Below are 13,977 nucleotides of genomic sequence, written 5' to 3' on the forward strand. Positions count from 1 at the left end.
CGAGGGCAACGGCGTGGGAAAATATCATCCATGCACGAGCACGGTCTTCCTCATGGTAGCCCTGTGGGGGAAGGTTTCCTCCGAGTCACTAGGGTTAATGCACCACATTTTGTGGACGACGCCGGGGCGGCATTGGCGTATCTGGTTCGTGAGACGGAGCGTGCGGAGCACGTCAGGTGCCGTTATGCGATGTGGCTGGATTCCGCCTCCGCCGGGATCGCCGGTGGGGCACCGTCACGGTGGAGCGTTTTTGGGTTGCCCACCGAGGTGCTTCGCTACGACGACGCGGGGCGGCGCACACCCCGGGTCGAAGTTCTCAGCATGGACGGTTCGCACCGTGAAACGTGCACCGGGACGATTCTCGACGTGCTTGACCGGCGTCTGGCTGCACCGGACCAATCACCCCGCCTGAAATCCTCGGAATCCGTCCCGGAGGAGGTGCGCGACGTCGCCGGCGCCTGGTTTGGTTATCTGGGATACGAAGTCGCGGAAGACCTCGAAGGCGCCGCCCCCTACACCGCGGACACCCCGGACGCCGTGTGGATGCGTTCGGAACGGTTGGTCATGGTGGACCACCACTCGGGTCAATCGTGGGTTGTGGGGGACCGCGACTGGATAGATCGGGTGCATCGGGCCGCCGAAGTCTGGGAACCCCCGGTCGACGTCGCGATCCCCAAGTTGCCTCTGCCGGACCGTGGAAACTATCTCCGAGCGGTCGAGGAATCGCTCGAGGAGATACGCCAGGGAAATTCCTACGAGGTGTGCCTGACCGCGGAATCTCGGGGAATTATCGACATGACGTGGGGCTTTCCCGAAGTTCTTGGTGTTTACCGGGGCCAACGCCGCGGCAACCCGGCACCTCACGCGGCCTTTCTATGGTGTGACGACGTCGCGATCCTTTCATCGAGCCCGGAGCGGTTCCTCTCCGTGAACGACCAGGGGTGGTGTGAAGCGAAGCCTATTAAGGGGACGGTGCGGCGGTGCCCGGACCCCGCGGAGGACGCGCGGGCGGCAGAATGGCTGGCGCACGACCCCAAGTCTCGCGCCGAAAACCTCATGATTGTGGACCTCATGCGCAACGATTTCTCGATGGTCTGCGATCCCGCATCAGTTCACGTACCGGTCCTCATGGGCATTGAAAGCTATTCGACGGTGCACCAGCTCGTTTCCACGGTTCGCGGGCGTCTGGCCGAGGGCCGAACCGTGATCGACATGCTCCGGGCCGCGTTTCCCGGGGGATCCATGACGGGGGCTCCCAAGCCACGAACCCTCGAGATTATTCAGCGGCTTGAGAGACGAGCGCGTGGAGTCTATTCGGGGGCCTTGGGGGTTCTGGGGCGGCGTCGTTCCGACATGTCGATAGTGATTCGCACCGCCGTGTTGACGCCTGGCGCCGACGGGCAATCTACCGAGATCAGCGTGAGTGCAGGCGGCGCAGTGGTGGCCGATTCCGACCCAGCGGCCGAGTACGAGGAAATGTTGACCAAATTGGAAGCGCCCCTCCGGAGGATTGCCCAGCTCGAGGACGGTTGAGCTGTCGCCTCGGGGTCTTCTGGCCGCGTGGTCTCTCACCGACATCAACCAAAAGGTTGATCACAATTCAACCGTTCCTGCCATGACGCGCGCGCGGGGATTTGGTGAAATTGAAACAACTTAGGTCACAGAACGATGTTTTGTGGCAGCTATTCACCAATTCACGTTCGAAGGTGCATCATGAAAAAGCTCGTCAACGCCGCATTTATCTACATGGTGGTGGGAGTCCTCTCCGGACTTTTCTACCGAGAATTCACGAAGGCCAATGACTTCCCCGAGGGTGGATTCACCCAGCTGAGTGTCGTACATACGCACCTCCTCACGCTCGGATTCATCGTGCTCCTCGTGGTGCTGGCATTGGAAAAGGTCTTCGGGATCTCTCGTAGCCCCAAGCTGTTTTCTTGGTTCTTCTGGTTGTATAACGCGGGCGTCGTCGTCACCTCCGGGACCATGGTGTGGCACGGAATGCTCACGGTCCTGGGTGAAGAGTCCAATGCGATGATCGCGGGTATTGCTGGGATCGGTCACATGCTGATTACCGCCGGAATGATCGTCCTGTTCATCGCCCTGCGCCGGGCCGTGGCTCGCGACCAGCACGATTCCGTGAAGGGTGTGGAGGCTTCAGTATGACCTCGGTTGCGGCTTCATCGTCCGCGAGCGGCACCACGCCTCGGCCGTCCACCAAGGATTGGGTTGCCTTAGCCGTTCTCGCGATCGGTTTGGGCGTGATCGTCCTGGACGGCACGATCGTCGGGGTGGCCTTGCCCGCGATCATTGCCGACGTGAACCTGGACCTCACGGACGCGCAATGGGTCAACAGCCTCTACGCCGTCCTCCTTGCGGGCTTGTTGTTGTCAACCGGCAAGCTCGCGGACCGTTGGGGCCGCAAACTGATGTTTATTCTGGGGCTCCTGATCTTCATCGGCGGCAGCCTGTTCGCGGCCTTGGCCGGTTCTGCTGGCCCGCTGATCGGCGCTCGCGCAGTCCAGGCGGTGGGGGCGGCGTTCATCATGCCATCTACCCTTTCCACCGTGAACGCCGTGTTCCGCGGCCCTTATCGCGCACCTGCCTTCGGCGTGTGGGGTGCGGTCATGTCCGGTGCTGCGGCGATTGGCCCGCTTGCCGGCGGTGCATTGACGCAGTGGGCTTCGTGGCATTGGATCTTTTTGATCAATATTCCGTTGGGCCTTCTCATCATCATTGCCGCGATGGTGACCGTTCCGAATACTCGGAGCACGGAACATCGCAAGGGAGCCGACGTCGACGGCGCCTTGCTCAGCGCCATCGGGTTTGGGGCGTTGGTCTTCTCGGTCATCGAAGGCCCGAACCTGGGGTGGTGGACTCCGTCCGAAGATTTCTCCATTTTTGGTGCCGTCTGGCCCAAGACGGCGGCGATCTCGGTTGTCCCCGTGGCATTGTTCATCGGCATTGCCGCGATCATCCTGTTCGCACTGTGGGAACGGCATCGCGAAAAGGTCCAGCGCTCCGCCTTGCTCAACCTCGACCTCTTTACGTTTTCGACGTTCTCCTGGGGGAATCTCACGGCCGCGATGGTCGCTGTGGGCGAATTCGCGATCATCTTTGTGCTCCCGCTGTACCTCACCAACGCCCTGGGGTTGAACCTCATGGGGGCGGGGCTGATCCTTGCCGCTATGGCGCTTGGAGCGTTTTTCTCGGGTGCCTCGGCACGCCACCTGGCGGCACGGTTCGGTGCGGAAGGCACCGTGTTGATCGGGCTCGGATTGGAAGTCGTCGGAACGGTCGTTCTTGCCTTCCTGGTCGGCCCCTCGACGCCGGGTTGGCTGGTCGCGATTCCGTTGGTGGTTTACGGCCTCGGCCTCGGCCTGGCTTCGGCACAGCTGACCGGCACCGTGTTGCGAGACATTCCCGTCGACGTATCGGGTCAGGCCTCGGCCACGCAATCCACGGTGCGGCAAATCGGGTCCGCTCTCGGAACGGCCTTCGCTGGAGCGGCGCTTTCGGTATCTCTGAGCCTTACGTTGCCGTCGTCGTTGAACGGGACAGGCCTGAATCAGGGGCAATCGGATCAGCTTGCGGAAGCCACGCGTCAGTCGGCTGGAGGGCTCATCCCGCAGCTTCGCGACCAGGCTGCTTCCGGGAGCATGGGCGCGAATTCCGCGTCGGTGGTCGATGCGCTGAGCTCCGGATTCGCGGACGCGACCCGGTGGGCGCTTCTGGTGGCCGTGGTCTTCCTCGTCCTCGGGTTCGTGGGGTCGCTGCAATTGCGGCGCGCCTCGGCTCGGTCGAAGAGCAAAAGCCAGGAGACGGCATGACCCGTAGAATGGCCGCATGACTTCCGAACTGACCACCACATTGCCCATCGAGGCCGCCCGCGACAGGCTCCGCGAACTCATCATCGACCTTGCCGTTGTGCGTGGGAAGGTCACTCTCGCCTCCGGGCTCGAGGCGGACTACTACGTCGATCTGCGCCGCGTGACTCTTCACCATGAGGCGTCGCGGCTCGTCGGGCAGGTCATGCTGGATCTTCTGGACCGTAACAACATCGTTTTCGACGCCGCCGGTGGCCTCACGATGGGTGCCGATCCCGTCGGTCACGCGATCATGCGCAGCGCGGGTGACGTCAACCGTGCCGTGGACACGTTCGTGGTGCGCAAAGCGCAGAAATCCTACGGAATGGGGCGCCAGGTCGAGGGGCCCGACGTGACAGGGCGCGACGTCGTGGTGCTTGAAGACACCTCCACCACGGGTGGGTCTGCCCTGACGGCCGTCGAGGCATTGCGAGCCGCCGGCGCCAACGTGGTGGCCGTGGCCATCATTGTGGACCGAGCCACCGGCGCGAAGGAGCGCATCGAGGAGACGGCGGGAGTGCCCTGCCTCTACGCCTTCTCGAAGTCGGAACTCGGCCTGGACTAGCGGTGGAATCAGGGCAGGAAAACGCCGCCGATCCCACCGAGGTCAATGGTCGTGCGGAAGAGGTCCCGACGCCGGCCAGCGACGGCCCCGCGGCCGAACACGTGATCGGCGTCGGTCCGTGGGAAGGTCCGTGGCCAGACGGCGACCACTGGGACCCTGAGCTGTTGCGCGAGGGCGATCGGCGCAATGTGACCGATGAATACCGCTATTGGTCGATGGACGCCATCATCGCCGACCTCGACACCAAACGGCACGGCTTTCACGTGGCCATCGAAAATTGGCAACACGATTTGAATATCGGCTCGGTGGTTCGAACGGCTAACGCATTTTTGGCACGTGAAGTGCACATTATTGGGCGCAAGCGATGGAATCGACGCGGGGCCATGGTCACGGACCGTTATCAGCACGTGAGGCACCACACGACAGTGGAATCGTTCATTGAGTGGGCTCGCGAGCAAGGGTTGGTGGTGATCGGCATCGACAATTTCCCCGATTCTCGGCAACTCGAAACCTATGATCTGCCCGAAAATTGCGTCTTGGTTTTCGGGCAAGAAGGCCCGGGAATTAGCGAGGACATGAAGAACGCCGCGCGGGACACCCTCTCGATTCAACAATTCGGTTCCACGCGGTCGATCAACGCATCGGCCGCCGCTGCGGTCGCGATGCACGCCTGGATTCGCCGGCACGTTTTCCATCAGCAGGTCGGTTAGGGAGCTTTTCTGCGGTGAGGCGGCACCACGTCCGGTCACGAACCATTGCTCGGCGCGCGGCCGCGTAAATTGCCCGGTCGGTGGGGGATACGCCTTGTTAGACTGAAACTAGGTTTGCGGAGGCCCTGGACGCCAGGTACTCCGGTATCCACGGGTCGTGACAATCATCGGCTCGCCCTTCTGTCATAAAGGAGTCAGTATGCCCATCGCAACACCGGACGCATATGCAGAAATGCTCGACAAGGCGAAGACTAAAGGCTTCGCCTACCCGGCGATCAACGTGACCTCCTCTCAGACGCTCAACGCGGCGATTCGCGGTTTTGCCGAGGCAGGGTCCGACGGAATTATTCAGGTGTCGACGGGTGGCGCTGCTTACTGGTCCGGCTCCAGCAAGAAGGACATGGTTGTCGGATCGTTGGCGTTTGCCGCTTTCGCCCGTGAGGTTGCCAAGCAGTACGACGTCAACATCGCTCTGCATACCGACCACTGCCCCAAGGACAAACTGGACGGCTTCGTCCTGCCGCTCCTCAAGGAATCCGAAGACGCCGTGGCTCGCGGCGAGGACCCCATCTTCAACTCCCACATGTGGGACGGTTCCGCGATCGAGCTCGAGGAAAACCTCCGCATCGGCGCCGACCTGATTGAGCGTACCGGCAAGGCCCACATCGTTCTGGAGGTCGAGATCGGTGCCGTGGGTGGCGAGGAAGACGGCGTCGTCGGCGAAATCAACGACACCCTCTACACGACCACCGAAGACGCGCTCAAGACCATCGAAGCCCTTGGTGAGAACGGTGAGAAGGGTCGCTACATCACCGCGTTGACCTTCGGTAACGTCCACGGCGTGTACAAGCCGGGTAACGTCAAGCTCCGCCCGGAGCTGTTGGATCAGATCCAGCGTGAGGTGGGCGAGAAGCTGGGCAAGGAACGCCCGTTCGATCTCGTCTTCCACGGCGGTTCCGGTTCGTCCGCTCAGGAAATCAAGGACGCGGTGTCCTTCGGTGTCATCAAGATGAACGTGGACACCGACACCCAGTACGCCTTCACCCGCCCGGTAGCCGGCCATATGCTCGGCAACTACGAGGGCGTTTTGAAGATCGACGGCGAGGTCGGCAACAAGAAGCTCTACGACCCCCGGACCTGGGGTGCCAAGGCCGAAGACGGCATGGCCGCTCGCGTCGTTCAGGCGTGCGAGAACCTCGGATCCGCGGGTACCGCGATCAAGTAGTCACACGAGGGCGATCGACCTCATTCACGGCGCGGGTGCATCCACAGGTGCACCCGCGCCGTCGTATTTCTCCGGGATATACACATGCGGTGGGCGGAGGGCCGGTGGCCCCGGTTCTTCGCCGACGCCGCGGGTAGGCTGGAGGCAGTCACCATCACCGATAAAAGGAGCCCAATATGAGCCTGGCAGGGAAGAACTTGCTGGACGGACCAGAACCCACGTATCTGGAGGAGGAACCGGAGCTGAAGGCTCGTATTGAGGCGGGGGACGAAGGCGAAGACCTCGCCCGGGCCTTCCCCAAGTCATCGTTGGCTTGGTCCATTCTTGCCGAAGACGCGCTGAACTCGGGATACACCATCGAAGGCTATGCCTATGCCCGCGTGGGTTATCACCGTGGCCTAGATGCCCTCCGCGGTCACGGATGGAAGGGCCACGGACCCATTCCGTTTTCCCACGAGCCGAACCGCGGATTCCTCAAGTCGCTCTACCTGCTCGGGCGCGCGGCGTCGGCGATTGGCGAGCAGGATGAGGCTGAACGCATCTCGACCTTCCTCAACGATTCGGATCCTGAGGCGGCGGCTCACTTCTCCGCGTAGTTTCCCCCCCACACAACTCGGGGACGTCGGGTGTCCCTTTCGTCCATTATCGGGATAATTGGCTGTGGCCTCCCACAGCGTTGTGGGTCGGTTTTTCACTGAAAGGAACAGCGAAACATGCGTATTGGTGTGCCCACTGAGATCAAACCGGAGGAACGCCGCGTCGGGATGACCCCCGATGGCGTTCACGCCGCGGTTGAGGCCGGTCACGAGGTCTTCGTGCAATCCGGCGCGGGGGATGGCTCGGGCTTTAGCGATGCAGAATACGTCGAAGCCGGCGCTCAGATGGTGACTCAGGGCGAGGCCTGGTCTCGTGCGGAGCTTTTGGTCAAGGTCAAGGAACCCATCGAATCGGAGTACACCTTTTTACGTGAGGATTTGACGCTCTTCACGTACCTCCACTTGGCTGCGGACCGCGCGTTGACGGAAGCACTGCTGAAGGCCAAGACCACGGCCATTGCCTACGAGACCGTCCGCGATGGGCGATTCTTGCCGCTTTTGGCTCCGATGTCCGAGATCGCCGGTCGTCTGGCTGCACAAGCGGCGGCGCAGTTCACTCTTCATACGCAGGGCGGCCCGGGCATCCTCTTGGGTGGCGCCCCCGGTGTGGCACCCGCTCGTGTACTCGTTTTGGGTGGCGGCGTGGTGGGTACGCAGGCCGCGTTGCTCGCCGTCGGGCTTCGGGCCGAAGTCACCATCCTGGACGCTTACCTTCCCCGAGTCCGCGAACTCACCGACTACTTCGGCAATTCCGCGCGGGTCCTGGCCAGCAACCCCCGCAACGTGGAGCGGGAACTTGCGACGGCCGACGTCGTCATCGGATCGGTCTTGATCCCCGGGGCGGCGGCACCCAAGCTGGTGCGCCGCGAACACCTCTCGTTGCTCAAGCCCGATTCCTTGCTGATAGACGTCGCGATTGACCAGGGCGGATGCTTCGAAACATCGCATGCGACCACGTACGACGATCCGATTTTCGAGGTCGACGGGATTCGTCACTACTGCGTTGCCAACATGCCCGGAGCCGTGCCGCGTACCGCCACCGCCTCCCTGACCAACGCCACCTTGCCCTACGTCTTGCAACTGGCGCAGGGCGTGGACGCTGCCTTGGAATCCTCCGAGCCGCTGAAGAAGGGACTCAACACCGACGCCGGTCAGATCACGGTCCCCGGGGTCGCGCAGGCATTCTCGGATCTTCCGGCCCGTGTCTGACGTGGGAATACGCTAAAAACTCGTATTTGCTGTCAATTTGCAATAATCTCGGTCCATGACCGAGCACGCCCACAACCAGCAGCCTCGCGGCGGCGCGAATGACGGAGCGATCTACCTCGTCTCCACGGCAGGAATCCCCAATTTTGGCGATGAACTCATAGCCCACCGGTGGGTTTCCTACCTTGCGAGAGTCGCGCCGCACCGCGAGGTGTGGCTGGATGTTCGTGAACCGGGGACGGTTTCGTCCCTGTTGAAGGGCATTCACCCGAACCTTCACGTGACGAATACCGCGATCCGTGCGGTGCATTCGTCCCTGCATGAGTCGGACCGAAGCGTGACCGATCTGGTGCAGAATCTGGGGTCGCCTCGTTTCGATGTGGGGTTGCTCGAGATGCGAGAAGCCTCGACGCTTCACCTGCTCGGGGGCGGGTTCGTCAACGCGATGTGGCACGAAAACGCCATGATTGTGGAAGCGATGCGGGCGGCGGCTGAGGTCTCGGGGGCTCGGCTCCTCGCCACCGGGCAAGGGATCATGCCACCTGGCCCCGAAACTTTCCAAGGATTCGATCACGTCAGCGTCCGTGATCGGCCGAGCGCGGATCACCTAGGCCGTGAACTCGGGTACGACGACGCCTTCTTGGTTCCCGAAACCCCCGCTGTTCCGGACGAGCCTCGCGCAACGGAAGCCATGGTGTGCCTTCAGGGGGACCTGTTGAATCCCGGTGACCTGGATCGGTTCGTGGAATTCACGACCGCTCAATTGCGCGCCTGGGACATTCCGCCGGAACGCGTGACCTACGTCGAAGCACTACCGGGGGAGGATTATCCCGGCCACGTCAAGCTTCGGGATTCATTCGGTGAACACCGCTTCGTTCCATTTAGCGCGATGTGGCGGGACGGCATCGAATGGGGCCCACACCAGGTGTGGATCACGACCCGTTTCCACCATCACCTCGTAGCGTCACTGCACGGTGCCCGCGGGATTGCCCTACCCGGTAAGGCCGGTTACTACGACATCAAACACAGCTCCCTGGCCGCCTTGGGCACCGGATGGTTTGTCAGCGCCGGAGACCCCAGCGATGTTCGGCCCTTGGATGCGCTGGGTGTGCCCCACGGATTGGAGAAACCCGTCGAGGCCAAAAACGCGGAAGCCGACGCCCTCTATCGGGACTATATGTAGCTGCGTCGCGGCGGACTCCGAGAACAGACGACGGCGTGATGGCAGTGATCCGGTGTGTGACCCACCCAGCGGTTACGTCGTACCCTTGAGGTAACCCCTTGTGAGGGAGAAGTTTTCGGAACCATCTCACGCGAAACGGAGCGTCTCTTGACGAATCAGCCCCCTCAGAATCCGTCACCCAACCCCGAAGAGGGTTCCGGATCCGGCTACCGGCCCGAGCCGAAACAGAGCTCGGACTCGGCCTACGGACAGCAGCCGCATCAAGGGCCCGGCCCGAACCACGGTCCTGGCCCCGCTCACGGTCCCGGTCCTTCGCACGGTCCTGGCCCGCAGCAGGGCCCTGGCCCGTCCTATGGCCCAGGTCCTTCGCACGGCCCTGGCGCGCAACAAGGCCCTGGTGGCCCCTCCTACGGACCAGGCCCGGCTGGTCCGCCGCCTGGCCCCGGCCCCTCATACGGCCCCGGATCTTTCGATGCCTACGGCAACCCCATTCCATCGGATGCCCGTACCTTGGCACTGTTCTCGCACCTTTCCACGGTGCTCGCCATGGTGATCTCTCTGGGGTCCTTGAGCTTCTTGGGCCCGCTGATCTTCTGGCTGATCTACAAGGACAAGCCGGGGTACCAATTTGTGCGAACGAGCTCGGCTGAGGCTTTCAACTTCAACGCCATCATCTGGATCGTGAATATCGCCGGAATTGTCATAACCGCGGTGACCTTCGGCTTGGGCGCGATCATTGCGGTTCCCGTGATGATCGTGGTGAGCATCATCGCCCTCGTTTGCCACATCGTGGGCGCGGTCAAAGCCAACCGTGGCGAGATCTATCGGTATCCCATGAAAATTTCCATCCTGAGCTAATCGGTAGGGTCCGCGTCGTGAACTCGCGGCGCGGGCCCCTGCGCAGGTCAGACCCCATCGCCAGGGACGTGCCCAGGGCCAGCGCTAGCGGGTATCCTGGTTGCTGGCCCACAGAGATGAGTCTCGACGCGCCACCCTCCGCCGTGAAACCCGGCGGAAACCTGTCTACAGGAGTGGAAGTTTCCAGATGCCCGCAATCGTAATCGTTGGCGCCCAGTGGGGCGACGAAGGCAAAGGCAAAGCCACCGACCTCCTCGGCGGTCGCGTCGACTACGTCGTCAAACCGAACGGTGGCAACAACGCTGGCCACACCGTGGTGGTGGGCGGCGAAAAATTTGAGCTCAAACTCCTTCCCGCAGGCATTTTGAGCCCCAATGCGACACCGATTATCGGCAATGGCGTCGTCGTCAATCCTGAGGCCTTGTTCGAAGAAATCGACGGGCTCGAGGCTCGCGGGGCAGATACCTCCAAACTGCGAATTTCCGCGAATGCGCATTTGGTCGCGCCCTTCCACCAGACCATGGATAAGGTCACGGAACGTTTCCTCGGGAAGCGGGCCATTGGCACCACTGGTCGCGGCATCGGCCCGGCCTACATGGACAAGATCGGCCGCCTCGGAATTCGTGTGCAGGACATCATGGACGAATCCATCCTGCGTCAAAAAGTCGAGGGCTCCCTCCGCCAGAAGAACGAACTGCTGGTCAAGGTCTACAACCGCCACCACGTCGAGGTTGAGGAGATCGTCGAGTACTTCATGTCCTTCGCCGAGCGCCTCAAGCCGATGATCGTCGACTCGACTCTGGTGCTGAATAAGGCCCTCGACCGCGGCGATAACATCCTGTTGGAAGGCGGTCAGGCAACCTTCCTCGACGTCGACCACGGCACCTATCCGTTTGTGACGTCGTCCAACCCCACGGCCGGCGGTGCCTCCGTGGGTTCGGGCATCGGCCCCACGCGCATTTCTCGCGTCGTGGGTATTCAGAAGGCCTACACCACCCGTGTGGGCGCAGGCCCCTTCCCCACCGAACTCTTCGACGAATGGGGCGAGTTCCTGCAGCGCACCGGCGGCGAATTCGGCGTCAATACCGGCCGTCCGCGCCGTTGCGGTTGGTACGACGCCGTCCTCGCGCGCCAAGCCGTCCGTATCAACGGCTTTACCGACCTCTTCCTGACCAAGATGGACGTCTTGACCGGCATCGAGAAGATCCCGGTGTGCGTGGCCTACGACGTCGACGGCGTGCGCCACGACGAAATCCCGATGACCCAAACCGATTTCCATCACGCGAAGCCCATCTACGAATACTTCGACGGGTGGACCGAGGATATTTCCCAGGCGACATCGTTGGAAGACCTCCCGGAGAACGCGCGCCTCTACGTGGAAAAGCTGGAGGAGCTCTCGGGATGCCGCATTTCCGCGGTCGGTGTGGGGCCAGGGCGCGAGAACACGATTGTGGTGCGGGACCTCATCTCCTAGTCAGCGGCGCAATGTACCGTGCGGTACCTCTATAGTTGGTCCTCATGGCCTATGTGATGAGTACCTTGATCGACTCCGACGATCACGTGACGACGCACGAGTCTGCGGAAGACGCGATCTCGGCACTGCACCAGAACCCAGGCGCCTCCGTGTGCCTGGTTCTGGAAGGGGCGACCGAGGAGGAACTGACGCACCTTGGTGAGGCCTTCAGCCTGCACCCTCTCGCGCTGGAGGATGCCTCCCACGGACACCAACGCCCCAAACTGGAACGCTACGGTGATGCCCTATTCCTCGCCGTGCACCCGATCGCTTACACAGACCAGACGGAAAAGCTCACGATCGACGAAGTGCACGCGTTCATTGGGCCAAACTACTTTGTGGTGACCCTGGCTCAGGGCGGTCCTTCCGAAACCATCGTTCGCCAGATGCAGCGTGCCTTCCGGCGCCCTCATCTGGACCCGCATAATCCCCAAACGTTGCTGTATTTCCTGCTCGACGTCGTCGTGGACGGATATGAACCCATCCTCATGGATTTGGAAGAGGACCTCGACGGGATCGAACAAGACCTCTTCGCCGGTGGAAACACCTCCCAACGGATCTACGAACTGTTCAATGAGGTCGTGAAATTCCAGAGGGCGACGCGGCCGCTGAGCTACATGCTCGACCTCCTGATGCGGGGCGCCGAGAAGTACGAAACTCCGCAGCAACTTCACCCTCACTTCCGTGACGTTCGTGACCACGTGCTGCGTGCGCTCGAACACCTGGATAGCCTGCGTTCGGCCCTGCAGAACGCCCTGACCGTCGATTCCACGCTCGTGGGCCAACGGCAGAATGACGCGATGAAAAAGCTCTCCAGCTGGGCCGCGATACTCGTGGTCCCCACCATCATCGCTGGAATCTACGGCATGAACTTTGAGAACATGCCGGAGCTGCAGTGGCCCCTGGGATATCCCTTTGCCCTGGGACTCATGGTGGGCATCGAGGTCGTCCTGTACATCATCTTCAAAAAGAAGAACTGGATGTGAAGGAAGCCGATACCAGCGGTATCGGCTCGAGTACGATAAGGGCGTGACCTGTCGGCCCCAGTGAAGGAGCATGTCGTGAGCCAGCTTAAGGACGTCGTCATTGTGGGTGGTGCCCGTACCCCGCAAGGAAAGATCATGGGTCAGCTCGCGAGCCTCAGCGCGGTGGACCTTGGTGCTCATGCCATCGGAGCCGCTTTGGAACGCGCGGGAGTCGGGGCCGAGCACGTGGACCAGGTGTATATGGGGCACGTGATTCAGGCCGGGTGCGGGCAGAATCCGGCCAAGCAATCCGCCATGGCCGCGGGAATTTCCCGCGACGTTCCCGCGATGAGCCTCAACAAGGTCTGCCTTTCGGGGCTAGCCGCCGTGACCGAGGCCGCCCGGCTGATTCGGCTCGGAGAGGCCGAGGTGGTGGTGGCCGGTGGCCAGGAATCGATGTCGAGCGCTCCCCACGTGGCTCCGGGGGTTCGCAGCGGCAAAACCTACGGTGACCTGCGCTTGGTCGACGCCGTTGCCCGCGATGGCCTGACGGATGCCCAGGATGGTCGCGCGATGGGCGAGATGACCGAAGAGGATAACCATGCGCGCGGAATCGGTCGCGCGGAGCAGGACGAGATCGCGGCGGCTTCGCATCAACGCGCTGGTGACGCCGCGCGTCAGGGCATCTTTGCCGACGAGATTGCGCCCGTTTCTATTCCACAGCGCAAGGGCGAGCCGGTTGTTGTCTCGGAAGACCAAGGGGTGCGCCCGGACTCGACCGCCGAGGTTCTGGGCCGTTTGCGTCCGGCCTTCGCTCAAGATGGCACCATCACCGCAGGAAATTCTTCGCCTCTTTCCGACGGCGCCGCCGCCCTGGTGCTGACCTCCAAGGAATACGCCGATGCACACGGCCTGACCGTGTGGGCCGAGGTGGGATCTGCGGGTCAAACCGCCGGACCCGACGCCGCCCTGCATTCTCAGCCCTCCCAGGCCACCCAATCCGCCCTCGACAAGGCTGGATGGTCGGCGGAGGAGCTCGACTTCTGGGAGATCAATGAGGCCTTCGCGGCGGTATCCTTGCAGTCGGGTCGAGACCTGGATGTTGACCAGGACAAGATCAACATTCACGGCGGCGCCATTGCGCTGGGCCACCCCATCGGGGCTTCCGGCGCGAGGTTGGCCCTGCACGCCGCCCTGGAACTCCATCGGCGTGGCGCAGGCAAAGCCGCCGTCTCGCTGTGTGGCGGGGGAGGACAGGGCGAAGCCCTCCTGCTCTTCCGCTGAACCCCGAAG

General features: G+C 62.3%; 13 protein-coding genes. All 13 read left to right on the forward strand.

From position 1 onward, the window contains the following. Positions 1-30: 30 nt before the first annotated feature. The 13 genes from D8M21_RS05960 to D8M21_RS06020 all read left to right on the forward strand — a co-directional run bounded on the left by D8M21_RS05960 (position 31) and on the right by D8M21_RS06020 (position 13,968). The gene (locus tag D8M21_RS05960; protein WP_161800285.1) at positions 31-1,533 is read left to right on the forward strand and encodes an anthranilate synthase component I family protein; all 1,503 of its coding nucleotides are present in this window, start codon (positions 31-33) and stop codon (positions 1,531-1,533) included. Between the two features lie 180 nt (positions 1,534-1,713). Further along, positions 1,714-2,163: a DUF2871 domain-containing protein gene (locus tag D8M21_RS05965; protein WP_048682012.1), complete on the forward strand. Its 450-nt coding sequence runs from the start codon at positions 1,714-1,716 to the stop codon at positions 2,161-2,163. Next, positions 2,160-3,827 carry an MFS transporter gene (locus D8M21_RS05970; protein ID WP_048682010.1) on the forward strand — a complete coding sequence of 556 codons (1,668 nt, stop codon included), beginning with the start codon at positions 2,160-2,162 and terminating at the stop codon, positions 3,825-3,827. The genes D8M21_RS05965 and D8M21_RS05970 overlap by 4 nt, the downstream gene beginning before the upstream one ends. Positions 3,828-3,843: 16 nt before the next feature. Then, positions 3,844-4,428, forward strand: a complete 585-nt coding sequence (gene pyrE / locus D8M21_RS05975) for an orotate phosphoribosyltransferase (protein WP_048682007.1) — start codon at positions 3,844-3,846, stop codon at positions 4,426-4,428. A 101-nt stretch (positions 4,429-4,529) separates the two neighbouring features. Continuing rightward, on the forward strand, positions 4,530-5,138 hold the full coding sequence (locus D8M21_RS05980) for a TrmH family RNA methyltransferase (RefSeq protein WP_238651106.1): 609 nt from the start codon (positions 4,530-4,532) through the stop codon (positions 5,136-5,138). Positions 5,139-5,337: 199 nt separating this feature from the next. Further along, entirely contained in the window at positions 5,338-6,363 is a 1,026-nt protein-coding gene (gene fbaA / locus D8M21_RS05985) for a class II fructose-bisphosphate aldolase (RefSeq protein WP_048682001.1), read from the forward strand. A 176-nt stretch (positions 6,364-6,539) separates the two neighbouring features. Next, positions 6,540-6,959: a DUF3151 domain-containing protein gene (locus D8M21_RS05990; RefSeq protein WP_048681998.1), complete on the forward strand. Its 420-nt coding sequence runs from the start codon at positions 6,540-6,542 to the stop codon at positions 6,957-6,959. Between the two features lie 117 nt (positions 6,960-7,076). Then, positions 7,077-8,168: an alanine dehydrogenase gene (gene ald / locus D8M21_RS05995; protein ID WP_048681995.1), complete on the forward strand. Its 1,092-nt coding sequence runs from the start codon at positions 7,077-7,079 to the stop codon at positions 8,166-8,168. Positions 8,169-8,223: 55 nt separating this feature from the next. After that, positions 8,224-9,348 (forward strand): polysaccharide pyruvyl transferase family protein, encoded by a 1,125-nt coding sequence (locus D8M21_RS06000; RefSeq protein ID WP_048681993.1) that lies wholly within the window; start codon positions 8,224-8,226, stop codon positions 9,346-9,348. A gap of 147 nt (positions 9,349-9,495) precedes the next feature. Continuing rightward, complete coding sequence (locus D8M21_RS11350; RefSeq protein ID WP_174229712.1) at positions 9,496-10,206, forward strand: DUF4870 domain-containing protein; 711 nt, start codon at positions 9,496-9,498, stop codon at positions 10,204-10,206. 187 nt (positions 10,207-10,393) lie between these two features. Continuing rightward, positions 10,394-11,680, forward strand: a complete 1,287-nt coding sequence (locus tag D8M21_RS06010) for an adenylosuccinate synthase (protein WP_048681986.1) — start codon at positions 10,394-10,396, stop codon at positions 11,678-11,680. 56 nt (positions 11,681-11,736) lie between these two features. After that, on the forward strand, positions 11,737-12,705 hold the full coding sequence (corA, locus tag D8M21_RS06015) for a magnesium/cobalt transporter CorA (protein ID WP_065424309.1): 969 nt from the start codon (positions 11,737-11,739) through the stop codon (positions 12,703-12,705). A 75-nt stretch (positions 12,706-12,780) separates the two neighbouring features. Further along, positions 12,781-13,968 (forward strand): acetyl-CoA C-acetyltransferase, encoded by a 1,188-nt coding sequence (locus D8M21_RS06020; RefSeq protein ID WP_048681980.1) that lies wholly within the window; start codon positions 12,781-12,783, stop codon positions 13,966-13,968. Positions 13,969-13,977: the final 9 nt, after the last annotated feature.

Origin of the sequence: Kocuria sp. HSID16901 (genome assembly GCF_003989425.1) — a bacterium.
Taxonomy (GTDB): Bacteria; Actinomycetota; Actinomycetes; order Actinomycetales; family Micrococcaceae; genus Rothia; species Rothia massiliensis.

What these genes read in the sequence shown, in the direction of transcription:
- D8M21_RS05960 (WP_161800285.1), top strand. Translation starts at nt 31, where the DNA reads ATGCACGAGCACGGTCTTCCTCATGGTAGCCCTGTGGGGGAAGGTTTC.
- D8M21_RS05965 (WP_048682012.1), top strand. Translation starts at nt 1,714, where the DNA reads ATGAAAAAGCTCGTCAACGCCGCATTTATCTACATGGTGGTGGGAGTC.
- D8M21_RS05970 (WP_048682010.1), top strand. Translation starts at nt 2,160, where the DNA reads ATGACCTCGGTTGCGGCTTCATCGTCCGCGAGCGGCACCACGCCTCGG.
- pyrE (WP_048682007.1), top strand. Translation starts at nt 3,844, where the DNA reads ATGACTTCCGAACTGACCACCACATTGCCCATCGAGGCCGCCCGCGAC.
- fbaA (WP_048682001.1), top strand. Translation starts at nt 5,338, where the DNA reads ATGCCCATCGCAACACCGGACGCATATGCAGAAATGCTCGACAAGGCG.
- D8M21_RS05990 (WP_048681998.1), top strand. Translation starts at nt 6,540, where the DNA reads ATGAGCCTGGCAGGGAAGAACTTGCTGGACGGACCAGAACCCACGTAT.
- ald (WP_048681995.1), top strand. Translation starts at nt 7,077, where the DNA reads ATGCGTATTGGTGTGCCCACTGAGATCAAACCGGAGGAACGCCGCGTC.
- D8M21_RS06000 (WP_048681993.1), top strand. Translation starts at nt 8,224, where the DNA reads ATGACCGAGCACGCCCACAACCAGCAGCCTCGCGGCGGCGCGAATGAC.
- D8M21_RS06010 (WP_048681986.1), top strand. Translation starts at nt 10,394, where the DNA reads ATGCCCGCAATCGTAATCGTTGGCGCCCAGTGGGGCGACGAAGGCAAA.
- corA (WP_065424309.1), top strand. Translation starts at nt 11,737, where the DNA reads ATGAGTACCTTGATCGACTCCGACGATCACGTGACGACGCACGAGTCT.